This window comes from Roseovarius sp. CAU 1744, from assembly GCF_039839345.1.
Taxonomy (GTDB): Bacteria; Pseudomonadota; Alphaproteobacteria; order Rhodobacterales; family Rhodobacteraceae; genus Roseovarius.
Genome location: NZ_JBDOQV010000001.1, coordinates 87534 through 110586 on the forward strand (window position 1 = coordinate 87534; position 23053 = coordinate 110586).

Below are 23053 nucleotides of genomic sequence, written 5' to 3' on the forward strand. Positions count from 1 at the left end.
CGACGCCCGCGCGCCAGCCATTGCGCATAGGTCTTGACCAAGGGTCAAACGGTTGCCGGTCAATTGATCTGAGATCACCCAATCCACCGGATGGCAGTTTGCAAAAAATGGTCTTATTAGAGAGCTATGAATATCCTTGGAATGAGCGCCAGAGCGGACAAGGCGGCAGGGCTCTTGCTTTGCATGATCACGGTGCTCGTTATTTGCAAGGAATGGGGATTGGCGTCATGGACGCAACCGGCAAAGCCGATACTCCTGTTGGCCCTCATCCTGATCTTGTTTGTTCAGGTCCGGTTGTCCCGGAAAGCTTTTGTTGCGGTCGCCGTGGCGATCAGCATCGCATTGATGGTAACGAATCCGGATTGGCTGGCAATTGTCCTCCGTGGGTTGGAAACGGCAGCATTCATCGGCGCATTTTTTGCGGCTCTGTCGACACTGCGTAGCGTGGCAGAGGCGTCACCCGCGATCCAGCGCGCGGGTACATTCCTTGCCGGGCAGCCACCGGGCAGGCGCTATGCTGCGCTGACCGTGGGCGGGCAGGCATTTGCATTGCTTTTGAATTACGGATCGCTGCAGCTTCTCGGTGCGCTGGCGACGGCCAACGCCAGAACAGAACCCAATGACGAGATCCGGGGGCACCGGATCAGGCGGATGCTCCTGGCCATTCAACGCTCTTTCGTCTCAACCTTGCCGTGGTCGCCTCTTTCTTTCGCGATGGCAATCTCGATCAGTGTCATACCGGGCACAAGTTGGTCGCAGGCGCTTGTGCCGGGATTGGTGTCTTCTTGCCTGCTGGCGGGTATCGGATGGGCGCTTGATAGCCTCTTCAAGCCACGCCTGACAGTAACGCCTATGCGAACCCAGCCCGAAGGCACATGGTCCACGATGTTGCCGCTCGTGGCTCTGCTGGCGGTCCTTGTTGTCGGCGTTGTCGTGCTCAGCGCGCTGACAGATGTCCGGATCGTCGGGATCGTCGCGGTCCTGGTACCCTGCATCGCCTTTGTCTGGATGCTCATTCAGCACAAGGCTGACAGACCGCTCGCCATCACGGTTTCCCGCTTCAAGACATATGTACTCCACGAACTACCCGGCTATCGGGGAGAGCTTATCCTGTTGATGATGGCAGGCTATATCGGCACGACCGGCTCACAGCTTTTCGAACCGCTGATGCTTGGGATCGGGTTCGACCCGTCGCTTCTGCCGGCTTGGGTGATACTCGTCTCATTTGTCTGGATCATACCGCTGGCGGGGCAGATCGGAATGAATCCGATTCTGGCGGTCACGCTTATTGCACCGCTTATTCCCGGTGCGGCGGAACTTGGGGTTCAGCCCACCGCCATTGCCGCGGCCTTGACCGCCGGTTGGGCGTTGAGCGGCGCAAGCTCACCTTTCACCGCGACGACCCTTTTGATTGGGTCTTTTGCCGGTATCAGCGCACTCCGTGTCGGGCTGGTATGGAATGGGGCCTATACGTTGATTTGTGGGGTTGCATTGTCACTTTGGGTCGTAACCTACGCGTTTGTGTTTTGAGCCAGTCGAGTGGCAGGCAACCTCTGAGCGGCTTTTGTTATCGGTTCGGCTGCAATGTTGATTTGCGATTGCCCCGTTTTCCGGCCGACATGTGCCCGCCCGGCGTAGCATGGCAGACCCAATCGGCCGCGTAGGCACATTGGCTTTGGCGCGGGTCCAGCAGTGGGAACGCCCGAATTCGGTCAGGGGTGCGCCGGCGTCCCAACCGGAAGACAGCCCTTTCGTCCCGGTTATCAGACGGCGGACACCGACCCCCGGACTGGCGCGGCGTTGGCACTCGCGGGGTTAGAAGCAGGCGAGGGTTTGGGCCCGCCGGTGCAGAAGGTATCCACCATCGCGGAAAAGCTGTCGGACACCCACTGGTTGATCTCACGAGATCGGGGCAGGTTCGGGGCGGAATCTTCCATCGCGTGGAAAGTCTCGGCGAAGACCTTGAACACGGCCGTTCCGCCCGCGGCGATCAGCCGGTCGACGAAATGCTGATACTCGGCAAAGATGATGTCGTGATTGCCGACAAATCCCAGCAGCGGCGGCAGGCCTGACAGGTCGGCCGCGCGCGCGGGCACGGCGTAGGCGGGGATCTCGTACCGTTTGCGGGCGCGGATGTCCTTCAGATACAGGTGCCAGGACAGCACAGAATTGGTCACGTTCCAGGTCAGCAGCTTCTTGTCGAGCTGCGGCCAGTTCGATGATCGGTCGTCGATCATCGGGTAGAGCGGCATGACAAAGGCAATCTTTGCGTCACCACAGTCGCGCGCCCGCAGGGCACAGGACAGGGCCAGCCCCCCGCCCGAGCTGTTGCCGGCCAGGATGATGTCCCCCGACCCGCCCAGCTTGGCCGCGTGTTCGCGCACCCAGAGCACCGTGTCATAGCAGTCGTCATGTGCCGCCGGGAACGGCGCGTCGATGGACACGGTATAGGCCGGGGCCACCACGATACAGGGGCGCGATTCCATCAATCGCCTGTAGAATGCGTGGTGCCGTTCGGGCCAGCCGGTGGCGAACCCTCCGCCGTGAAAGCTGACGACGATGGGCAGGTCGCGCGCATCACCTTTGGGTTTGTAGACCCGCGTGCGAATGGTGCCCTGACCGTTGCTGCGCGGAACCTCGACCGTCTCGTTCACGCACCCATCCAGCACCTGCTTGGCGCCTTTCTTGGCCCCCATGCGCGACAGCCTCAGCCCTGTCTGGCTGCGTACCAGAGCCATCGCGAATTTCTGACTTGCGGGTCGAATGTCTGGCTGTGCCATGTTGCCTCCGATGCACTCAAATCCGTGGCTGTTTGCCAAGCCGGTGAAAACAGGGCGCATCTGCCTCTTGCGGATGCGCCCGTTTGGTAATGGGTCGGCTACTCTGCCAGGGTGGCCGGCTTGACCCAGCCCTGATCCGGGGCGCGCTCATCACCTGACGAGAATTTCAGGGTTCCCACCAACCAATCCGTGATCGGGAAGGTCACATTGAAATTCGCATCGTGCATCAGGTCACGGTTGTGGTGCACCGTGTGAAACAGGCGCAGGTATTTCCAGCCGGGGATTGCAAGAAATACACGCTCGGTCCGGGTGCCGCGCGGGACGTGATAGCTGAAATGCAGCAATTCATAGAGGAAGTATTGCGAGATCGTCACCGTGCCGAACAGCAGGCCCACATTCACGTTGAACAGCCATGTCAGTATCAGCCCGCCCGGAATCGCCACCAGAACGGTGAACAGCACGATTAGATAAATCGGAAAGATCACCACGCGCCAGTCCAGAACCATCTGAAAGGCCATTGCGTGTTCTTCGAAGAACGTGTGATGATCGCCGGTGTGACGCTGGTAGAACAGCTTCATCAGCTTGGTTTTCTGATGGCCAAACCAGCGATGCCCGGCATATTCGCCGATATTGCTCGCCAGGAAGGCAGCGGGGACAATCCAGAGGTCCGTCCAGACAAAGCCATTCAACTGGGCCAAGGCCCACCACATCAGGCAACCTGCTGTCACGCATAGTGTGATCATGTGAATCCAGCCGCTGTAATAGGGGCTGATGGCCGCGCGGTATTTGGCGCGAAACTTTTCGCGAGATTCGTCGCTCATGCCAGAAATCCTCCCAAATTCTTAGCTGCCAAGAACTATTGCGACGGAATAAAATAAAGTCTAATTTAAAAAAGATAAGGTAAATATGCCTGTAAGGAATATCTTGATTCATGTTGAGAAATCAGGATCTTAACCTGCTGCCAATCTTTGACGCGCTTGTGCAGGAGCAGCAGCTTTCCCGTGCCGCCGAGCGGTTGTCGATGAGCCAGCCCGCCGTCAGCAAGGCGTTGAAGCGGTTGCGGCTCAGTTTCAAGGATGAGCTGTTTGTACGAACCAGGCGCGGCCTCAAACCGACGCCCCGCGCGCTAAGGTTGCACAATACGCTGGCGCCGGCGCTGAACGTGATCCGGCAGAGCTATGACGCCTATCCGTTTTCGCCGGAACAGGTGGACCGGGCGTTCGATGTCACGATGAACAGCACGGTCGAACTGGTCGCGATGCCCATTATTGCGGCGCATCTTCACCGTGTGGCGCCCAGGGCGGTTGTCCAGGTGCATCCCGACTACCTGCCCGACATCCCCACGCGCCTGAAAGACGGGCGGCTGGATTGCGCCGTCGAATTCGTGGACCTGCCCGATGACCAGTTCGACAGCCGTTTCATGGTCGAGGAAACGCTGGTCACGATCTGCGCGCCAGATCACCCGAAGGCAGGACAGAGGCTGTCGATCGACGAATTTCAGGCGTTGCCCCATGTTTCGGTCATGCCGCGCGCAAGCTTGATGCCTTCGCAAAACAGCCGTCAACTGACCCCCATCGAATTCCTGCTGGGCTCGCGACTGCCCAAACGCAATGTGGTCATGCAGGCTTCGAGCTTTGTGGCGGTGCCCGGCATCGTGGCGGCCTCGGGTATGATCGCGATCATCTCGAACAGGCAGGCGGCGCCGTTCATCCGGGCGGGAAAGCTGGCCACCCTGGAGCTACCTTTCGAAAGCCCCACGCTGAAACTCAGCTTGTATTGGCATAAATCGCGCAACAGCGATCCCGGGCATCGGTGGTTTGTGGAGATGATCTCGAAACTGTCGGCAGAGCTCTGAGATGCGTGATTCCGGAGCGTCTAGCCGTCGATCATCACGCCGTAGGCCGTCCTGAAGATTTCCGGCATACGCGCGGGCCGACCGGTGCTCAGCTTCGTGCAAACATAATCGGATTTCGCGCGCAGGATCGTCTTCTGGTCTTGCAGCCGGATCACCTGGAAGACGCGACTGGCGCGCAGCCTTCCGTCATTCGCCGAGATCCAGTTACAGACAACGACTTCATCGCCAAGAAAAGCGGATGAGATATAGTCGATCTCATGCCTCACGACGGCCATTCCCCTGTCCAGTTCAAGACAGGCCGGCTCGCTCAGGCCCACGGACCGGGTGTGTGCCCACACCGTCGCATCCAGCCATTTCAGATACACGGCATTGTTCACGTGACTGAATCCGTCAAGATCATCTTCGGTCACAGTGAAGCTCTTCCAGAACGGATCCGGATGATCTGCGAGGTCCGGTAGGCTTTGGGTCAGCGAAACGTCCATGATCCTGTTCCTGTTTCGTCTATACACCAACGATACCGACAGCCCTTACAGCCACATGAACAGCCGCCGCAGCGGGGCGCGTGACACGCTGCCCCTCAGCCCGACCGGGTGCGCAAGCCGTCGGATCAGGCGCGAACGCGCTTGACGGCCTTGCCGTTTTTCCAGAACCTGTACATCACTTTCAGCGCGGGCCAGACGCCATCGGCCTTCGTTTGCACCTTCTTCCCGCGCGAGATCCGTTCGATCTGCATCGTGTACCAGCTGATCTCCATGATCGCCATTGCGTCGATCTTCTTGATGCCCGAACGGATCGGTGCCACCGGGGACACGTGCTTGGGGTTTCGTATCACATGGGTGCCGAACTTGGCGTCCACCGCGAACGGCCGCGCCACGCCTGCCATGTCAATGGCACCCGAGGCCAGCGCTTGGCTCATACCTTCCGATGACCGGAAACCGCCGGTCACGACCAGTGGCGTTTCGATCTGCTTTTTTACCTTCTCGGCATATTCCAGGAAATACGCCTCGCGTTTCCGGGTGCTTTCCTTCTTGGCCTCGGCCTTGCCCTTGCGGTTCACCGGGTTCTCCCAGCTTCCGCCCGAGATTTCGATCAGGTCCACGCCCAGCTTGTCCAGGCGCTTGGCGACCTCGATGGAATCCTCTTCGGTGAACCCACCCTTCTGGAAATCGGACGAGTTGATCTTGATGCCGATATTGAACCCGTCGCCCGTGCGCGCCCTGATGCTGTTGTAGATCTCCTCGACAAAGCGGAAGCGGTTATCAAAGCTGCCACCCCATTTGTCCGTACGGCGGTTGTGATGCGGTGACAGGAACTGGCCGATCAGGTACCCATGCGCGCCGTGCAACTGAACGCCGGTGAACCCGGCCTCTTCCAGACGGGCCGCGGCTTCGGCGAAGCGGTCGATGATGTCCTCGATCTCGGCCTCGGTCAACGCGCGCGGCGGCACGAACAGGTCATTCTCGATCGGCACGACCGAGGGCGCAACGGGCGCGTCATTGACCATCTTGGGCGATTGTTTGCCCGGGTGGTTCAGCTGCGGCCAGATATGGGTGTTGGTCGCCTTGCCTGTCGCCGCCCATTTACGCAGCAGGCCCGTGTTGCTTTCCAACAGGGCGTCCACGACCAGCGGTTCGTTCATGTGCTTGCCGTCAACCATCATGTTGCCGGTAATCATCAGGCTCGCGCCACTATTGGCCCAGGCCTCGTACAGCGACACGTGTTCTGTTGTGACCTTGCCATCCGCCGTGGCCAGGGCCTCGTTCATCGACGCCTTGCAAATCCGGTTGCGCAGAACCGTGCCCGATCTGAGTGTCAGGGAATCCCCAAGCGTTGCCATTCGTTTTCTCCGTTTCTGGCGAATCCTCCGACCTGCGGAGGGTTCCGTGTTGCAGGGCCAGGTCGCGCCTGGCGGGGTTGGTCAGGATGACGCGGGCGCCATCCCTGCTTGTGAGTTCTCGGCCCCGTCGATCCGGCGGAACAGCAGGATCGCGGGCAACGCAACGACGTACATGGTGATCGAATAGAGCCCCGATGGCAGCGCCAGTTCGCTGATGCCCGCGGTCGTGCCCATGATGGCGCCGGCCAGCGCCACGCCCAGCGGTGAATTCTGGATGCTGGTTTCGATCGACAGCGTCTTGGATTGGGTGCGGCTGACGCCCAGCAGGCGCCCGGCGCCCCAGCCCATCACCATCAGCACGAAAGGCAAGAGCAGAAGCGCGGGCCCCATCATCTCGAAGGTGCGCGCGACCAGATCCCAGTTTCCGACGAACAGGAAGACCAGCAGGATCAGCCACAGGATAACGGCCAGGTTGCTCAGGAACTTCTCGACACGGATGGAAAACGCCGCGAAGACGTGGCGCACAAGAACCCCGGTCATCACCGGCACCGTGGTCAGAACGAAGGTAAAGACAGCCAGGTTCGAGATCGAGAATTCCGGCGCAGCTTCACCCATGAAATGGACAATCGCCAGCGCGGCCAATGGCGGCACGGTCATGAAGGCGATCAGGCTGGTCACTGCGGTCAGCGACACCGCCAGCGCCAGATCGCCGCGCGCCAGCTTGGTTATCACGTTGCTGCTGACACCGCCGGGGCAGAACGCCACTAGCATCGCGCCCGCGGCCAGAACCGGCGGCAGGTCAAAGCCTGACACGATCCCGAAGGCCACGATGGGAAGCAGCACAATCTGGCATACGATTCCGATCAAAAGCGCCTTGCCGCCTCGGAAAACCCGTCCGAAATCCGCCAGGGTCAGCCCCAAACCCAGCGAGAACATGATGAACGCCTGCGCCGCAGGCAAGATCACTTGAATTGCAAAATCCATTTCTTTCCTCCCAGTGCGACAGCGCCGATGCCCGGCGCTGTGCTGTCTCTCTCGGGCGCTAGGCCCGCCCCGGTTCGATGAAATCCACCGCGAAGGTGTAGTTTCCGAGTGCGTGGCGCATGTCCTCCTGCCCCGCGCCCAGCACCAGCTTGGCGACGATGCCGCGCTGGCTGTCCTGCACCACCTCTAGCGAGGTGATGGTCGCACCTTTGGCGGTGGCCTCGGTGCGGATGGTCCGCTCGACCTCCATCATGTTCAGCGTGACCTTGTGGATCTTGCCGATGGCCGTCACCGGCAGCGCCTCCTGCCGGATGAAATCCTTGGGAATGGCCGCGCGTTCGGGCACGTTCTTCTCGGCAAATCGCGCCAGTTCGGCGGCGGGAATATCCGCGCCGGTGGTCGACTGGTAATACAGAACCGGCAGCTCCCCGGCCTTGACATCGGGCCGGCCCACCGCCGCCGCCATGGCGATGTCGGGATGGGCGTGCATCGCCTCTTCGATGATCTTGGGGTCGATATTGTGGCCGCCCCGGATGATCAGCTCTTTCTTGCGGCCGGTCATCCAGAAATAACCATCCGCGTCCTGCCGCGCCAGATCGCCCGAGTTGAACCACCTGGCCCCGTCCACCTCGTAGAAGATGCCCTTGTTCTGGCTGTCGATGACATAGCCCTGAAACACGTTCGCGCCCGAGATCAGGATCACGCCGGTTTCATCGGCTTCCGCCCAACGATCAAAAGTGTCGTCGTCGTTCAGGATTGCGCAGCGCATCTGCTGGTAGGGCAGCCGCAGCCCGATCGACCCGATGCGGCGGCGGTCCGGATGGGTGGGATTCAGCGACGAGGCCACGGCGCCTTCGGTCATGCCGTAGCCTTCGACTATCGGGATACCGGTCTTCTTGACGAAAGAGTTGAACAGCTCCACCGGCATCGGCGCGGCCCCACAGGCCCCGAAGCTGATCGAACTGATGTCCAGGCCGTCGCGCGGCACGTCCAGCAATGCCGAGTAGACTGTCGGCACGCCCGAGAATGTGCGGAACCTGAAGTGTTCGGCCATCTTCCAGAAATTCTCGATCACCTTTTCGCCGCGATAGCCCTGCGGCGTCGCCAGAACGATGTGGCCACCTTTCATCAGAGGCAGCAGGCCGGTGACGAGAATGGCGTTGGAGTGAAACAGCGGCAAACCGCAGAACACCGCCTCGCCCGAGGCGGCGACCTGCGGGTTGAAATGCGACAATGCCCAGCAGTCATACACCTCCGACCGGTGGCTGCGGCGCGCGATCTTGGGCAGGCCGGTGGTGCCGCCGGTGCACAGCATGGTCGAGATATCGTCTGATCGGGGCGGCTCGAATTCCAGCGCATCTGACCGCGCATTTGCAATCAGTTTCGAAAACCGCGTGACCGGGATGCGCCGCCCCCCGATCTTCAGCTTCGAAGAGGCCAGCTTGCCGATGGTGCCGAACACCACCGCCGCGCCGCCATCCATCCAGTCAAAGACGCTGCAGGTCACGATCTGTTCGATACAGGGCGTGTTGACCACGGCGGCCACTGATTTGCGCCACAGATCGGTTTTCGGCGTCTTTTCCAGCGTCACCAGCACCTTGGCATTCGCGGCGCGCAGCAGATCGCCAATCTGGTCGGCCTCAAGCAGCGGGTTGATCGCCAGCACCCGGCCGGCGGCAGAGCCACCCCAGATGGTGAAATGCGTCTCGGGCAGGTTGGGCAGCACATAGGCCACCACGTCATCGCGCCCGATGCCGAGGTTGCGCAGCGCGTTGGCCGTCTGGGTGACCTTGCCAAGAAACTCCTCGTGGCTCAGCGTCTTTGCCCTGTCATAGGTCTTGGCCGAGACAAAGAAGCTGAGCGCCGGCGACGCGGGGTTGATCGCCGCCCCCTGTTGCAGCGCCTCATAGGTCGTGGCCGGTATCGTGCGGTCCGCGAAGGGCGTTTTCTCGAACGCTTCGATATCCGCTAGGCAGGTAAACCCGGTCTCGGCGCTGCTCATCATGTTCATCTCAGATCCTCGATCGCATTGATGCGGTCACGCCGTTGCACGGATGATGTCCGCGGCCTTTTCGGCGATGGCCATTGTCGGTGCGTTGGTGTTGCCCGAAACCAGGTTCGGCATGATCGAGGCATCGACGACGCGCAGCCCCTTGACCCCGCGCACGCGCAGCTGCGGGTCGACCACGGCCATCTCGTCCACACCCATCTTGCAACTGCCCACCGGGTGATAGATCGTGTCCGCCCGGTCGCGGATGTGCCTTTCCCAGTCAGCGTCGGTCTTTGCTTGGTCGGTGCCGTGCATCTCGGACAGTTCGTAGTTGGCAAGCGGGGGCGCCTTCATGATCTCGCGGGTGATTTTCACGCCCTTGATCATTGTCTCAAGGTCACGCGGATCGCTCAGGAAGGCGGGGTCGATCCCGGGCATCGCAAGGGGATCGGCGCTTTGCAGGAACACGCTGCCTCGGCTCGCGGGGCGCAGCTTGCACATGTGGCAGCTATAGCCGTGGCCCCAGTAGAGCTTGCGCAGGTGATCGTCCACGATGGTCATCATGAAATGCAACTGGATGTCCGGACGATCCAGATCGGGCGCGCTCTTCAGGAATGCCCCACCCTCGGCCACGGGCGATGCGGCCATGGACTTGCCGTTCTTCTTCCAGCGCCAGATGTGGCGCATGATGTCTAACCCGCCCTTGGCGCTGATGCCCAGGTTGTCCTTGTGCTTGGTGCGAAAGGACAGCGAGAAATCCAGATGGTCCTGCAGGTTCTGACCCACGCCCGGCAGGTCATGCACCACGTCGATGCCCAGACGCGCCAAATCCTCACCGTTGCCGATGCCCGACAGCTGCAGGATCTGCGGCGATTTCAGTGCGCCGGCGCAGACCAGCACCTCGCGCCTGGCCTTGACTTCGATATCCTTGCCCTTGTGCCGGTACAAGACACCGGTCGCGCGCTTGCCCTCCATCAGCAGACGTTTGACCGCGGCGCGCGTGACCACCTTCAGATTTGGGCGGTCCATTACCGGAAACAGATAGCCTGCGGCGGCCGAGCAGCGTTCGCCATTCTTGTTCTTGTCGTGAAACTGCGTGACCTGATAGAGGCCAACCCCCTCCTGATCTCCGCGGTTGAAGTCATCGGTCCGGCGGTGTTGCAGATGGGTCGCGGCGTCGACAAAGGCATGGGAAATCTCACGAGGCACCTGCTGGTTCGAAACCTGAAGCGGGCCGTCCGCGCCATGTTCGGCGTCGCCCCCGCGCTGGTTGTTCTCGGATTTCTTGAAATAGGGCAACATGCTGTCCCAATCCCAGCCCTCGTTGCCCAGATTGGCCCAATCGTCGTAATCCTGCCTCTGACCGCGGATGTAGAGCGCCGCATTGATTGCGCTGGACCCGCCAAGCGCCCTGCCGCGCGGCTGGTAGCCCTTGCGCCCGTTCAGACCCGGCTGCGGCACAGTATCCATGCACCAGTTGTTGATCTGAACCGGCTTGTTCTGGATCATGAAAAACCCGCCCAGCATCATCCGGATGATAAGATCCTTGCCGCCACCGCCTGCTTCCAGCAGGCAGACGCTGACATTTGGGTCTTCGGTCAGGCGACGCGCCAGCACACAGCCGGCCGAGCCTCCACCCGCGATCACGTAGTCGAAAATCACTTGGCTTTCTCCCTCAGGCCGATCCGCACCGGCCCCCTCGTTTTCTTCCGTCAGGCCATCGGCCCTCCTCCGGGGCCGCACCTGCTCTGCTTGCCTGTGGTGTCACTTGATCTTTCGACGGCGGAAACGGAATTTCTGCAGCATCATCAGCTGCTTGTACATGAAATTCCCCCAGGGCGGTGCAACCAGCGCGGTGGCGTTGAACTTGCCCTTGCGCACGACCCCCTTGGCCTTCGAGAAAGTACGAAAGCCCTCTTCGCCGTGGTAATGCCCCATGCCTGACGGGCCGATCCCGCCGAAGGGAATGTCATCGACGCCGACATGAGTCACCGTGTCGTTCACGCAGGCCCCGCCGGAATGGGTGCGGGCCAGAACGTCATCGGCGCGCCCCTTGTCCCAGTCGAAGTAATAAAGCGCCAGCGGACGCGGGCGTTCGTTCACATAGGCAATCGCGTCTTCCATCGTGTCATAGGGGACCACGGGCAGGATCGGGCCAAAGATTTCCTCCTGCATCAACAGCATCGAGTCATCGGCGCCCAGGACCACGGTCAGGGGCATTTTGCGGGTGCCGTCAAAACTCTCGCCTTTGGGGTTGATCGTGATGATCTCGGCGCCTTTTTCCGCGGCATCCTCCAGGTAACCCTCTAGCCGGGTCTTCTGACGCTCGGTGATGATCGCCGTGTAATCGGGGTTCTCGCGCAGGCTTGGATAGGCCTTTTTCATCGCGTCCGAGAATTCAGTGGCGAACGCGTTAACCTTGTCGCGCGGACACAGGACGTAATCGGGCGAGACGCAGATCTGACCGGCATTGAAGCCCTTGCCAAACCCGATCCGGCTGGCCGCCTCGTCCAGCGGGAAATTGTCGTGGATGATCGCGGGGGACTTGCCGCCCAGCTCCAGGGTCACCGGGGTCAGGTTATCCGAGGCGGCCTTCATCACGATCTTGCCCACCTGGGTCGAGCCGGTAAAGACCAGATGGTCGAAGGGCAGCTTGGTAAACTCGGTCGCCACTTCGACACCGCCGGTGACCACGGTGACCTCGTTCTCGGCATAGATGCCCGCCATGATTTCCTTCATCAGCGCACCCGAGGCCGGGGCAAATTCCGAAGTCTTGATCATCACCCGGTTACCCGCGGCCAGCGCACCCACCAGCGGAGACAGGCCCAGGAAAAACGGAAAGTTCCACGGCACCACGATGCCCACGACACCCACGGGCTGATACCGCACCTCGACCCGGGCGGGCATCACCGTCAGCGGCGCGTGGCGGCGTTGCGGCTTCATCAGCTTGCGAAGGCGCTTGCGGTAATAGGCGATTCCATCCAGCACCGGCATGATCTCGGCCAGTTCGGTCTCGGCCCCGGCCCGGTTCGAGAAATCCTTGTTGCAGGCCGCAACGATCCGCGCGCGATTGTCCAGGATCGCATTATGCAGCTTGTCCAGGCGCCGAATCCGCGTGGCGCGATCCGGCATCGGATCGGCGGCGCAGGCTTTCTTCTGCGCCATCAGCAGCCCTTCCAGGTCGGGCATCTGGGTTTCGACGGGTGTCAGATGAGGTGCGGACATAGGTCAGCCTCCGGAATAGGGGTCAGGGTCAGGCGACTTGCGGAATGCCAAGCGAAGCGTGGTAGGCGTTCTTGCGTTCCAGCCATCCGGCCTCTTCACCTGGCGCGGGCATCGGCATGCCGCCCTCGACGATCCAGTGATATTCAACACCAATAAGAGTGACGAGCACCTGTGATCGTTTCAACTGTGCCGTTGCGGCAATCTTTGCATGCATCGCATCATTGAGCCGTTTGTACAGGTCGTCATTGCGATTCCCGCCAACCCGGACATTGCCGTTCAGCCCAAGCACGGTGCCGCGTTTCATCCGGTATCCGGTCATGAAGATCACGTTCACGAATTCCGGCGGCGCACCGGTCAGTTCGCAATGCACGTCGGTGATGGCCTGCGCGATGTCAAAACGGGTCTTCTCGGAAAGCGGTTTGCGCGTGGCAATGGTATAAAGTGGCATCTCGTTCCCTCCGGAATTACTGATTGAACCGCGTGATCAACACGCCATGCCGCCGTTTCGAACGCATGATCCGCAGGATCAACTTGCCCAGGTACAGCATCTTTCCCAGCGGCGAAAACCGTTCCAGATTGCCTTTCAGCACCTCATTGAACCGCTCTTCATCGAAGGCCACGAACGAGGTTTGGTCCGGGTGTTGCCCGGTGATCTTGCGCCAGGCTTCGTCCAGATCGCTGAGAAACGCCTTGCGCCGGTCTTCGTCGAACCCGTCGGGCACCGCGACTGAACAGGCGGAGGAACGCGACCATTTGCGATCGGTGATGGTATGCTGCGCGTCGGCAACATTCCAGATGATGGTCAGCTTCTGCGGGCCGACATGCCGAACGTAAAGCTGGCGCAGTGTCGCCTCAAGTTTCTGAATCTGGCTCAGAGATATCTGACCTTCCTGAATGGCAATTAGTGAACGCATGATTTCCTCCCTGCGAAAAAGATGAAGGATTGCAGCCGCAAAGCCGATATCCGCTTCGGCCAGTGTTTTGACATTTTCGGCCAAAACCGGTAAGTTTCTGACATGCAGCGCGCCAGTCAGACACGTTTGCCGGGAAGTATCAGAATTCTGTGCGAAGCGGCGCGCGAATTCGGCATATCGCCGGAGCAATGCCTTGAAAACACAGGGTTAAAATCCTTTGATCTGTATAACTCTGACACGCGGGTCACGATCGCGCAGGAACTTGAGGCGATCGCGAATTTTCTGCGGCATGCGCCGTATCGTCCGGGTCTGGGCATCGAGGTCGGTCGCCGCTACCGCCCCGAGGTGTTTGGCGTCTGGGGCTATGCGATTCTCAGCAGTCCGACACTGCGCGTGAGCCTGAAGACCGCTTCTGATTACTCCAACCTGTCCTTCATCATCGCGACGATGCGCCTGGATGAAAGTGGCAGGCGGCCAAAGGTGACCTTTGACACCGCGGGGCTGTCCACCCAGGCAAAAAGCTTTGTTCTTGAGCGGCACCTGACCGTTCTGGACAATTTCGCCAAGATATTGATGCCCGATCTGCCGTTTCGGCAATTCGAGTTTCGTACCACGGTCACGGATCCCGAATTTGCCCAGGCCCTGCGCCGCGAACTTGGCTTGCGGGTGTCATTGAACGAGGCTGTGGATGCCTTTGTGTTGCCTGCGCGGGTTCTTGACCGGCCCCTGCCGCAGCATGACCCGGCGGTCATGGCTGATTGTTTGCAACAATGCCGAAACCTGTTGAACCAAAAGGATGAGACCCACGCCGACTGGACGTCGCGGGTGCGTGACGTGACCCTGCCCGAGATCAACAACAATCCACATATCGGGCAGATCGCCTCGAAGCTCGGTGTCAGTGAGCGGACCTTGCGCCGCCGCCTGTCCGAGGAGGGAACGAGTTTTCGCGAAATTCTGGTGCAGGCACGTCTGGCCATTGCCCACGAACTTCTGAAAACGACGAAACTGAACGTCTCGTCGGTGGCGTGGCGAACGGGCTATTCCGAACCGTCGAGTTTCGTGCGTGCTTTCTCAAAGATCTATGGCCATCCGCCCGGAGCGCTGACAGGCAAGAACGTCTAATCAATGCCTGGCACCCACGTGGTTTCCGGGGATCGCAACGGGTCAGAATTCCGGCTTGCGCTTGTCCTCGAAGGCAGTGATGCCCTCATACGCCTCGTCACCGCCCAGGGCGATGGCCATTTGCTGGCGTTCGTAGGCAAGATGCGCTTCGTTACGCTCGGCATCCGGGGCGCTCAACAAGGCCTTGATCGCCGCTTGGGCCTGCGCCGGCCCCATCGACAGGCGCAGTGCCAGATCAAGCGCACCCTGCAGCGCCTGGCCCGTCGCCACAATCCGGTTCACCACGCCAAGGTCATACATGCGCTGCGCCGGAACCGGGGCGCCGGTCAGGCAGATCTCGGTCGCCAGCTGGCGGGGCAGGTTCATCGCAAGAAAGCCCGATCCGCCCCCATCGGGGACCAGGCCGGCATTCACATAAGCCAGTGTGAACCTCGCGCTCTGCGCTGCCACGATCATGTCACAGGCAAAGGCCAGTGAGGCCCCGGCACCCGCAGCGCCACCTTCCACCGCGGCGATCACCGGCAACGGGCAGGCGCGGACGGCGCGGATCATGCTGTGCAGGTATTCAATCTGCTCCTCGCGCTGCGGCAGGGGAAGTTCGCGGCGGGTCTTGAGCATCCGCAGATCACCCCCCGCCGAGAAAAACCGCCCTGCGCCGGTGAGTATCACCGCCCTGAGCACCGAGTGCGGCGCGGCCGCCTCATGCAGCGCCTGTTCTACGGATTCATAAACCGCGCGCGACAGGACGTTGCGGCGTGCGGGGTTGTTGATCGTCACGATCAATGTCGACCCACGGGTCTCGAAAAGAACGCTGTCGCTCATGTCTCAGGCCCCCATTACGCGTTGAAGTTGGGCATAGCGGTCGCCCAGTTGATGGTCGATCATGGCCAGCCTCTTGGCGAAGTGCGAACCAGGATATTCCCATGTCATGCCGATTCCGCCATGCAACTGAATGCTCTCTTCCGAAATCATGGCCCCGGTGCGGCCAATCAGGTTCTTGGCCATGGCGATGTATTTCCCGGCCTCGTCGGTTCCCAGCTTGCTGGCGGCCAGAATGGTGATCGACCGGCACTGTTCGATCTCGATCGCCATATCCACGGCGCGGTGTTGCAACGCCTGAAAACTGGCGATCGGACGGCCAAACTGCTTGCGCTGTTTCAGATAGTCCACCGTCATGTCGACCAGCACGTCCATCACGCCCACCGCCTCGGCGCAGAGCGCCAGGCGGCCCGCGTCCAGCGCTGCCTCGATGATGTCGTCGGCATTCTCGCGCAGGCAGGTGCCCGGGGAGTTATCAAGGATCAGTTCCCCCGCGCCACCACCGTTGATCATGGCGTAGTCAATGGTCTCGGGCGCCTCGACCAGGAACAGGCCGATGCCCGTGTTGGTGCGCGCCGCAACCAGCGCGCCATCGGCATCCGGCAGGCCGTAGACCACCGATTTGCGGCCGTTCAGCACCCAGCTGCCGCTGGACTGATCTGCGCTGGTACGGATCAGCGACAGGCTGTCCGCGTCGGGTTCAAACACTGCCATTGCCAGACGTTTCGCGCCCGAAATCGCTTCTTCCACCAGCGCATCCGCGCCGCAATCGGCGGCGGCGCGCACGCTCATCAGCGCGGCCAGCATCGGTTCAGGGCAGAGGCCACGGCCCAGTTCTTCGAACACCGTGGTGATGTCGAAGCCCGCACCGCCGAAACCGCCCTGCGCCTCGGAGACAAACGCCCCGATCAGGCCGAGCTCGGACAACTCCGCCCATTTGGCGGGCGAATGATAGGGCGCGGTCTCTATCACGCCGTTGCGGGTTTCGAAATCATACTGATCCGCAAGGTAACGCCGCACGGTGTCTGACAGCATCTGACGGTCTTCGGTCAGGTTGAAGTCCATGGATCAGCCTCCAAACAGGTCTTTGGCGATGATGTTGCGCTGAATTTCGTTCGACCCGCCAAAGATCGACAGCTTGCGGTGGTTGAAGTAATAGGCCGCGGCCCCGGCGGCCTCTTGCGGCACCGACAAGGCGTTTTCCGGCAGGTCGCGCGCCGGAAACGGTGCGGCGGACGCACCGAGGGCGGTCTTGATCAGGCTCTGAATCCGCTGCCGGATCACCGTGCCCTTGATCTTCAGCATCGAGCTCTGCATTCCCGGTGCGGCACCTTCCTTGGCCGCCGACAGCATCCGCAGGTTCAGTACCCGCATCGCTTCGAGGTCGATCTCGACCTCGGCCATCTGGGCCGCGAACAGCGGATCCTGCGCCAGCGGCCTGCCGCCCCGGACCAACTGCTGCGACAAAGCCTTGAGTTTTTCCAGATCCTTGCCTGAAAGGCCGACCCCCGCGATATTGGTGCGCTCATGCGTCAGCAGGTACTTGGCGATCGTCCATCCCTTGTTTTCCTCGCCGACCAGGTTGGACACCGGCACGCGCACGTCGGTAAAGAACACCTCGTTCACCTCGTGCCCACCATCCAGCAATTTGATCGGGCGCAGCTCCACGCCGGGTGTGTCCATATCGACCAGGACAAAGCTGATGCCTTCCTGCGGCTTGCCCTCGGTCGAAGTGCGCACAAGGCAGAATATCCTGTTGGCGTGCTGGCCCAGCGTGGTCCAGGTTTTCTGGCCGTTGATGACATATTCATCCCCTTCGCGCACCGCGCGGGATTTCAGGCTGGCCAGGTCCGAGCCCGCGCCCGGTTCCGAATAGCCCTGACACCACCAGTCCGACCCGTCCAGAATGCGCGGCAGGATCTCGGCCTTCTGTTCCGCGGTCCCGAATTTGATCAGCACCGGGCCCAGCATGTTCAGGCCAAAGGGCACGATGCGCGGGGCGTTGGCCCGGGCGCATTCTTCCTCGAAGATATGCCGTTCGACCGCGCCCCAGCCCGGCCCGCCATGCTCAGTTGGCCATGTAGCGGCCAGCCAGCCGCGCGCGTTCAGCCTTGCGTGCCAGCCCGCCATGTCTTCCTTGGTCAGACCTTCGGTATTGCGCCCCTTGCGGGCCAGTTCGTCCGGCAGGTTCTCGTCCAGAAACGCGCGGACCTCGGCGCGGAACGCCTCTTCCTCTGGCGTGAAGCTCAGGTCCATGCTCAGGCCGCCTTGTTCAGATCGTTGAAGGATTTGCCGGTCTCGGCCAACTCGCGCAGCAGGGCGGGCACCTTCCAGTAATGAGGGTCTTCTTCCGCGTATTGCTCGATGCGCGCGACCAGAACGTCCAGCCCGGTGATATCGGCATATTGCAGCGGGCCGCCCCAGTGGCGCGGGAACCCGTAACCGAACAGGAATACCGCGTCGACATCGATTGGGCGCAGGGCGATCTTGTCTTCAACCACCCGCGCGGCCTCGGACACCATCGCGGCCATGTAGCGATCGACAATCTCCTGATCGGTGAAGCTGCGGGCGGTGATGCCTTTGGCCTGGCGTTCCGCCTGCGCGTAATCGGCTACTGCCGGGTTCACGCTGCGGGACGCGCCGTCATAGATGTAGAAACCCTTGCCGGTCTTGCGCCCGAACCAGCCCTGTTCACAGATCCGGTCGGCAATTTCGACATAGCGTTCCTCGGCCGGGCGAAACGCAGCCTGACGCTTGCGGGTGGCCCAGCCGATATCCTGTCCGGCCAGGTCGGACACCGCGAAAGGCCCCATGGCAAAGCCGAAATCCTCGAGCGCCTTGTCGATCTGTTCGAATGGCGCGCCGTCCAGCTGCATATAGGCCGAGGATTTGCGGTAATGCGCCAGGATGCGGTTGCCGATGAAGCCATCGCAAACCTCGGATCGCACGGCGATCTTGCGAAGTTTCTTGGCCAGTTTGAAGCTGGAGGCGACGACCCATGGCGCGGTGTCCGTGCCCACCACGACCTCGAGCAGCCGCATCACATGGGCGGGTGAGAAGAAATGCAGCCCGATCACGTCCTTCGGGCGCGACGTCGTCGCCGCAATTTCATTCACGTCCAGATAGGACGTGTTCGTCGCCAGAATGGCTCCCGGCTTGCAGGTTTGATCGAGCGTGCCGAACACCTCGCGTTTCACGTCCATCGATTCGAACACGGCCTCGATCACCACATCCGCTTCGGCCAGTGCCGCCATGTCGGTGGTGCAGGTCAGCATCTCCAGCGTGGCGTCGCGCTGCGCCTCGGTCAGCTTGCCGCGTTTGACCGCGCCGTCGAGGTTTTTGGTGATCATGTCGCGGGCGAAGGCCACGCGGTCCGCTTCCATCTCGATCAGGGTGACGGGCATCCCGGCCAGCAACATCGCCGTGGCAATGCCCGAGCCCATGGTGCCGCCGCCGATCACGCCGCCGGTGTTCAGATCGCGTGCCTCGGCCTTGGCCTCGGGGATATGCGCGACGGCGCGCTCAGCGAAAAAGGCGTGTTTCAGCCCTTTGTGCGCGTTGCTGCCCATGGCCTCGATGAACAGGTTGCGCTCCGCCTTCAGCCCCTCGGTCAAAGGCAGGCTGCTTGCCGCCGCCGCCTTCAGCGCGCGTTCCGCGACCTCCCCCTTGGCCTTGGCGCGAAAGGCGTCCAGGTCGTCGGCGGTGATGCGATTGTCCAGCTCTGCGGTCACGCGGGTCTGCAGCGTTCCGTCTAGCACGCGCTGCCCCGCGTTCAGCGCGACTGTTTCGGGATCGCCCTCCTGCAGGTCATCCAGCAGACCAGCCTGCAGCGCGACCTCGGCCGAGATCGGTTTGCCCGAGGTAATCATGGTCAGCGCGGTCTGCCCATCGACCAGACGCGGCAGGCGCTGGGTGCCGCCCGCGCCGGGAAGCAGGCCCAGATTGACTTCGGGCAGGCCCAGTTTCAGCCCTGCGACCCCGACGCGCGCCTGACAGCTCAGCGCGATTTCCAAGCCACCCCCCAAGGTGGTGCCGTGCAGGACGCAGACGATTGGCTTGGCGCTGGCCTCGAGGATTTCGCACACCTCGGGCAGTACCGGCGGTTTCGGCGTTTGGCCGAATTCGCGAATATCCGCGCCCGCCACAAAGGTCCGCCCCGCCGCATAGAGCGCAATGACCTTGACCGCCGCGTCCCCGGCCAGTTCCTGCACCGCATTCACCAGCCCAATTCGTACATCATAACCAGCCGCGTTGACCGGCGGGTTGTCGATCTTGACAAGGGCGATTTCACCTTCTTTTCGAATTTCGACCGCAGCCATGGAATTCTCCTGTTCTCAATCACATGATTCCCAGGCTGAGCCTGAGCGTTTGCACCGTGTCGCGCAGCCGGGGCCCGACGGTTTTTTCCAGCTTGTCTGCATCCAGATCGGATTCGTTGGCCCCGCACAGAAACGCAAAGGGCTGCGTGCCCGGCCCGGTTCGGAACGGCACCGCGCAGGCGTTGACCGTGCTGTTCCAGCCCCCGAACGAGGTCACATATCCCACGCTTTCCAACTGCTCGCGGTCCCCGCGCACCTGATCGGTCACTGCCGCCATCGCCGGGTCCGCCGCCAGAATCGCCCGACCCGCCGCGCTGCTTTCCATCGGGATGCGGTGCCCCTCGCTCAGCCAAAGCGAGGACACGTCACGCGGCCGCCAGCAGCGCGTCAGCATCACCGCATCGCCGTTTCGCATAGTCAGCGCAACCAGAACACCGGTATCGTCGGCCAGTTGCTGCATCACATTCTCGGCCATCGGCAGAAAGGACAGCCCCGCGCGCGCAGTATATCCCAGCGCCATGACCGACGGGCCAAGGCGATAGGTCTCGGACGGCAGCTGCTCGAGAAATCCCAACGAGGTCAGCGTGAAGGTCATCCGCGCCACCGTGGACGGAGGCATGCCGGTACGCCGCGCCAATTCGCGGTTGCCCAGCGCCTGGTCGTCGGGCTTGAACGCCTGCATCAGGCGCAGCCCCTTGGCCAGGGTGGCCGCAAAACGGCGACCTCTTTCGGCGTCAGACATACGGCGTCCTTCCTGGCGCTCTAGCTCACACGTTCCAGGATCAGGGCGATACCTTGTCCGACGCCGATGCACATCGACAGGCAGGCGTAACGCCCGCCGGTTTCCTCAAGGTGGCGCATGGTGGTCAGGATGATCCGCGCGCCCGACGCGCCCAGAGGGTGGCCGACCGCAATTGCGCCACCGTTGGGGTTCAGACGGCTGTCGGCGGGATCGATTTGCAGATGTTTGCAGCAGGCCAGAACCTGCGCGGCAAAGGCTTCGTTGATCTCGATCAGGTCCATGTCCGCCATGCTCAGCCCCGCGCGTTCCAGCGCCTTGGGTATGGCATGGGCCGGGCCGATCCCCATGATCCGCGGCGGCACCCCGGCGATGGCTCCGGCCACGATTCGCGCGCGCGGCGCGGCGCGATCAGTTCTTGCCCCGATCATCAGCATCGCGGCCCCGTCATTCACGCCTGACGCATTGGCCGCGGTGGTGACACCGTCCTGAAACAGCGTCGGCAGCGACTGCAGCTTCTCAAGCGGAACGCCCGGGCGAGGGGGTTCGTCCTGCGTCACCTCGTGCTGGGCGCCCTTGCGGTTGGTGATGGTGACGGGGGTGATTTCACCTTGGAAGAACCCGCGTGTCCGGGCGGCGTCGTACTTGGCCTGCGAGCCTAGCGCAAAGACATCTGCCGCCTCGCGGGTGATTTCGTAATCTCCGGCCAGGTTGTCCGATGTCTGCGGCATCGAAAAATCGCCATACATCTCGGCAATGCGCGGGTTGGGAAAACGTGTTCCGATCGTACTATCGTACATCTCAGGCTGTCGTGCCCATGCAGCGCCCGATTTGGCCACGACGAAGGGCGCGCGGGTCATGCTTTCAACGCCGCCGGCGATGTACAATTGCGCCTCGCCCACGGTTACGGAACGCGCGGCGTCCAACGCCGCCGACATGCCCGAACCACAAAGCCGGTTCACGGTCTGGCCACCGACCTCGATCGGCAATCCTGCCAACAGCGCCGCGAAGCGTGCCACGTTGCGGCTGTCTTCGCCCGATTGACAGACATTGCCCAGCACCACGTCCTCGATTTCAGAGGCCTGAAATTCGGATCGTGCGACAAGATCGGCAATGACCTTCGCGGCCAGATCGTCCGGGCGCACAGGGGCCAGGGCCCCGGCATGGCGGCCAAAGGGGCTCCGCAATCCATCGTAAATGTAAGCGTCAAGCATATACGTTCTCCCGATCTGTTCTGTGCAGCGGCTCTAAAGTCATGTCGTCGAGCGCGCCTTTGGTGACAGGCGTACCGTGAACGCTGATATAAATTATATATTAGTGTGTCAATAAGCGGGATAGAATTCCGCATAGTAGCACATAGTGGCCGATATGCTGACAAAAAGCTGTCAGGCGAAGGCGAAACAGCAATCGCGTCCGACCAAGCCGTTACCTGCCCGCGTTCCGATCGTCTCCGGGGGATCGGGCGCACCGGGGGAGTTCGGCAGGGTCAGCTGCGGTTGAACGCGGCCAGACGGTCGGTGATGATCTGGTCTGCTTGCGCCATGATACCGTCGATCAGTTCCTGACAGCTGGGGATGTCGTTGATCAGGCCTGCAACCATGCCGCAGGACCATGCGCCTGCATCCATCTTTCCCTCCTGCATGACGCGCGGATAGACTCCGGCGACCTGGTCTATGATATCCTCGAACTGGATATTGCCGCCCAACGCGCGCTCCTTTTCCAGCACATGTTCCACGGCAGCGTTGGTCAGGACGCGCTCGGTATTGCGCAGGGGGCGCATGACCAGGCGGGTATCCAGCTCGGTTGCGGCAACGATGGCGTCCTTGACGTTCTGATGCACCGGCGCCTCTTTCGTGGCGATGAACCGGGTGCCCAGGTTGATGCCTTCAGCCCCCATCGCCAGCGAGGCGACCAGCGAGCGGCCGTCGGCCTGACCGCCGGATGCGACAAAGGGTATCTCGAGTTCATCAGCAGCGCGGGGCAGCAGGATCATGTTCGGCACGTCATCCTCGCCGGGGTGGCCGCCACATTCGAACCCGTCGACCGAAACCGCGTCACAGCCGATCTCCTGCGCCTTGAGCGAATGGCGGACCGACGTGCATTTGTGGATCACCTTGATGCCGGCCTCCTTGAGATGCGGCATTACCTGTTCCGGGTTGCGCCCGGCGGTTTCTACGATCCGCACACCACCGTCGATGATGGCCTTGGTGATCGCGGGGTAATCCGGCGCGTTCACGGTGGGCAAGAAGGTCACATTCACCGCGATCGGCTTGTCGGTCATGTCCCAGCAGCGCGCGATCTCATTGGCCAGATCCCGGGGCGTTTTCTGGGTCAGCGCGGTGATCGTGCCCAACCCGCCCGCGTTCGAGACCGCCGCTGCCATTTCCGCAAATCCGACATAGTGCATCCCGCCCTGGATGATGGGGTGTTGGATGCCGAGCATCTCGGTGATCCTGGTTTTCATGACCT

Annotated in this window: 20 protein-coding genes; 3 read left to right on the forward strand and 17 right to left on the reverse strand. The window is 61.7% G+C overall.

Annotation, left to right across the window (positions count from 1 at the left end; genetic code table 11):
• Nucleotides 1–126 precede the first annotated feature (126 nt).
• Entirely contained in the window at nt 127–1530 is a 1404-nt protein-coding gene (locus AAFO92_RS00465; protein WP_347532463.1) for a hypothetical protein, read from the forward strand.
• Between the two features lie 233 nt (nt 1531–1763).
• Here the strand turns inward: AAFO92_RS00465 and AAFO92_RS00470 are convergent, their stop codons facing one another.
• Together AAFO92_RS00470 and AAFO92_RS00475 are read right to left on the reverse strand one after the other, a co-directional pair.
• A complete protein-coding gene (locus tag AAFO92_RS00470; RefSeq protein WP_347532464.1) occupies nt 1764–2780 on the reverse strand; it encodes an alpha/beta hydrolase in 1017 nt (338 codons plus the stop codon).
• A 98-nt stretch (nt 2781–2878) separates the two neighbouring features.
• On the reverse strand, nt 2879–3601 hold the full coding sequence (locus tag AAFO92_RS00475; protein ID WP_347532465.1) for a sterol desaturase family protein: 723 nt from the start codon (nt 3599–3601) through the stop codon (nt 2879–2881).
• Nucleotides 3602–3711: 110 nt separating this feature from the next.
• Here AAFO92_RS00475 and AAFO92_RS00480 point away from each other — a divergent pair, with 110 nt between their 5' ends.
• Nucleotides 3712–4635: a LysR family transcriptional regulator gene (locus tag AAFO92_RS00480; RefSeq protein WP_347532466.1), complete on the forward strand. Its 924-nt coding sequence runs from the start codon at nt 3712–3714 to the stop codon at nt 4633–4635.
• A 20-nt stretch (nt 4636–4655) separates the two neighbouring features.
• Here the strand turns inward: AAFO92_RS00480 and AAFO92_RS00485 are convergent, their stop codons facing one another.
• The 8 genes from AAFO92_RS00485 to AAFO92_RS00520 all read right to left on the reverse strand — a co-directional run bounded on the left by AAFO92_RS00485 (nt 4656) and on the right by AAFO92_RS00520 (nt 13585).
• Entirely contained in the window at nt 4656–5117 is a 462-nt protein-coding gene (locus tag AAFO92_RS00485) for a thioesterase family protein (RefSeq protein WP_347532467.1), read from the reverse strand.
• Between the two features lie 125 nt (nt 5118–5242).
• The gene (locus tag AAFO92_RS00490; RefSeq protein WP_347532468.1) at nt 5243–6472 is read right to left on the reverse strand and encodes an NADH:flavin oxidoreductase/NADH oxidase family protein; all 1230 of its coding nucleotides are present in this window, start codon (nt 6470–6472) and stop codon (nt 5243–5245) included.
• 81 nt (nt 6473–6553) lie between these two features.
• Complete coding sequence (locus tag AAFO92_RS00495) at nt 6554–7456, reverse strand: bile acid:sodium symporter family protein (protein ID WP_347532469.1); 903 nt, start codon at nt 7454–7456, stop codon at nt 6554–6556.
• Nucleotides 7457–7514: 58 nt separating this feature from the next.
• On the reverse strand, nt 7515–9467 hold the full coding sequence (locus tag AAFO92_RS00500) for an acyl-CoA synthetase (RefSeq protein ID WP_347532470.1): 1953 nt from the start codon (nt 9465–9467) through the stop codon (nt 7515–7517).
• Between the two features lie 27 nt (nt 9468–9494).
• Nucleotides 9495–11108: a GMC family oxidoreductase N-terminal domain-containing protein gene (locus AAFO92_RS00505; RefSeq protein WP_347532471.1), complete on the reverse strand. Its 1614-nt coding sequence runs from the start codon at nt 11106–11108 to the stop codon at nt 9495–9497.
• A gap of 102 nt (nt 11109–11210) precedes the next feature.
• Nucleotides 11211–12671: a coniferyl aldehyde dehydrogenase gene (locus AAFO92_RS00510; RefSeq protein ID WP_347532472.1), complete on the reverse strand. Its 1461-nt coding sequence runs from the start codon at nt 12669–12671 to the stop codon at nt 11211–11213.
• A 28-nt stretch (nt 12672–12699) separates the two neighbouring features.
• Nucleotides 12700–13119, reverse strand: coding sequence for a hypothetical protein (locus tag AAFO92_RS00515; RefSeq protein WP_347532473.1), 420 nt, complete (start codon nt 13117–13119; stop codon nt 12700–12702).
• A 16-nt stretch (nt 13120–13135) separates the two neighbouring features.
• Entirely contained in the window at nt 13136–13585 is a 450-nt protein-coding gene (locus AAFO92_RS00520) for a hypothetical protein (RefSeq protein ID WP_347532474.1), read from the reverse strand.
• Nucleotides 13586–13687: 102 nt separating this feature from the next.
• Between AAFO92_RS00520 and AAFO92_RS00525 the strand changes: the two genes are divergently transcribed.
• Entirely contained in the window at nt 13688–14707 is a 1020-nt protein-coding gene (locus AAFO92_RS00525; protein ID WP_347532475.1) for an AraC family transcriptional regulator, read from the forward strand.
• 42 nt (nt 14708–14749) lie between these two features.
• Here AAFO92_RS00525 and AAFO92_RS00530 read toward each other — a convergent pair whose 3' ends face one another.
• The 7 genes from AAFO92_RS00530 to AAFO92_RS00560 form a co-directional block, all read right to left on the reverse strand.
• Nucleotides 14750–15529 carry an enoyl-CoA hydratase family protein gene (locus tag AAFO92_RS00530; protein WP_347532476.1) on the reverse strand — a complete coding sequence of 260 codons (780 nt, stop codon included), beginning with the start codon at nt 15527–15529 and terminating at the stop codon, nt 14750–14752.
• Between the two features lie 3 nt (nt 15530–15532).
• Complete coding sequence (locus AAFO92_RS00535) at nt 15533–16591, reverse strand: acyl-CoA dehydrogenase (protein WP_347532477.1); 1059 nt, start codon at nt 16589–16591, stop codon at nt 15533–15535.
• A 3-nt stretch (nt 16592–16594) separates the two neighbouring features.
• Nucleotides 16595–17782 (reverse strand): acyl-CoA dehydrogenase family protein, encoded by a 1188-nt coding sequence (locus AAFO92_RS00540; RefSeq protein WP_347532478.1) that lies wholly within the window; start codon nt 17780–17782, stop codon nt 16595–16597.
• Between the two features lie 2 nt (nt 17783–17784).
• Nucleotides 17785–19845 (reverse strand): 3-hydroxyacyl-CoA dehydrogenase NAD-binding domain-containing protein, encoded by a 2061-nt coding sequence (locus AAFO92_RS00545; RefSeq protein ID WP_347532479.1) that lies wholly within the window; start codon nt 19843–19845, stop codon nt 17785–17787.
• Nucleotides 19846–19864: 19 nt separating this feature from the next.
• Nucleotides 19865–20587: a helix-turn-helix domain-containing protein gene (locus AAFO92_RS00550; protein ID WP_347532480.1), complete on the reverse strand. Its 723-nt coding sequence runs from the start codon at nt 20585–20587 to the stop codon at nt 19865–19867.
• A gap of 20 nt (nt 20588–20607) precedes the next feature.
• Nucleotides 20608–21798, reverse strand: coding sequence for an acetyl-CoA C-acyltransferase (locus tag AAFO92_RS00555; protein ID WP_347532481.1), 1191 nt, complete (start codon nt 21796–21798; stop codon nt 20608–20610).
• A 272-nt stretch (nt 21799–22070) separates the two neighbouring features.
• Entirely contained in the window at nt 22071–23048 is a 978-nt protein-coding gene (locus AAFO92_RS00560) for a nitronate monooxygenase family protein (RefSeq protein WP_347532482.1), read from the reverse strand.
• Between the last annotated feature and the right edge of the window lie 5 nt (nt 23049–23053).

Excerpts from the sequence above, each read along its gene's own strand:
- AAFO92_RS00465 (WP_347532463.1), top strand. The coding sequence starts at position 127 with ATGAATATCCTTGGAATGAGCGCCAGAGCGGACAAGGCGGCAGGGCTC.
- AAFO92_RS00470 (WP_347532464.1), bottom strand. The coding sequence starts at position 2,780 with ATGGCACAGCCAGACATTCGACCCGCAAGTCAGAAATTCGCGATGGCT.
- AAFO92_RS00475 (WP_347532465.1), bottom strand. The coding sequence starts at position 3,601 with ATGAGCGACGAATCTCGCGAAAAGTTTCGCGCCAAATACCGCGCGGCC.
- AAFO92_RS00480 (WP_347532466.1), top strand. The coding sequence starts at position 3,712 with ATGTTGAGAAATCAGGATCTTAACCTGCTGCCAATCTTTGACGCGCTT.
- AAFO92_RS00485 (WP_347532467.1), bottom strand. The coding sequence starts at position 5,117 with ATGGACGTTTCGCTGACCCAAAGCCTACCGGACCTCGCAGATCATCCG.
- AAFO92_RS00490 (WP_347532468.1), bottom strand. The coding sequence starts at position 6,472 with ATGGCAACGCTTGGGGATTCCCTGACACTCAGATCGGGCACGGTTCTG.
- AAFO92_RS00495 (WP_347532469.1), bottom strand. The coding sequence starts at position 7,456 with ATGGATTTTGCAATTCAAGTGATCTTGCCTGCGGCGCAGGCGTTCATC.
- AAFO92_RS00500 (WP_347532470.1), bottom strand. The coding sequence starts at position 9,467 with ATGAACATGATGAGCAGCGCCGAGACCGGGTTTACCTGCCTAGCGGAT.
- AAFO92_RS00510 (WP_347532472.1), bottom strand. The coding sequence starts at position 12,671 with ATGTCCGCACCTCATCTGACACCCGTCGAAACCCAGATGCCCGACCTG.
- AAFO92_RS00515 (WP_347532473.1), bottom strand. The coding sequence starts at position 13,119 with ATGCCACTTTATACCATTGCCACGCGCAAACCGCTTTCCGAGAAGACC.
- AAFO92_RS00520 (WP_347532474.1), bottom strand. The coding sequence starts at position 13,585 with ATGCGTTCACTAATTGCCATTCAGGAAGGTCAGATATCTCTGAGCCAG.
- AAFO92_RS00525 (WP_347532475.1), top strand. The coding sequence starts at position 13,688 with ATGCAGCGCGCCAGTCAGACACGTTTGCCGGGAAGTATCAGAATTCTG.
- AAFO92_RS00530 (WP_347532476.1), bottom strand. The coding sequence starts at position 15,529 with ATGAGCGACAGCGTTCTTTTCGAGACCCGTGGGTCGACATTGATCGTG.
- AAFO92_RS00535 (WP_347532477.1), bottom strand. The coding sequence starts at position 16,591 with ATGGACTTCAACCTGACCGAAGACCGTCAGATGCTGTCAGACACCGTG.
- AAFO92_RS00540 (WP_347532478.1), bottom strand. The coding sequence starts at position 17,782 with ATGGACCTGAGCTTCACGCCAGAGGAAGAGGCGTTCCGCGCCGAGGTC.
- AAFO92_RS00545 (WP_347532479.1), bottom strand. The coding sequence starts at position 19,845 with ATGGCTGCGGTCGAAATTCGAAAAGAAGGTGAAATCGCCCTTGTCAAG.
- AAFO92_RS00550 (WP_347532480.1), bottom strand. The coding sequence starts at position 20,587 with ATGTCTGACGCCGAAAGAGGTCGCCGTTTTGCGGCCACCCTGGCCAAG.
- AAFO92_RS00555 (WP_347532481.1), bottom strand. The coding sequence starts at position 21,798 with ATGCTTGACGCTTACATTTACGATGGATTGCGGAGCCCCTTTGGCCGC.
- AAFO92_RS00560 (WP_347532482.1), bottom strand. The coding sequence starts at position 23,048 with ATGAAAACCAGGATCACCGAGATGCTCGGCATCCAACACCCCATCATC.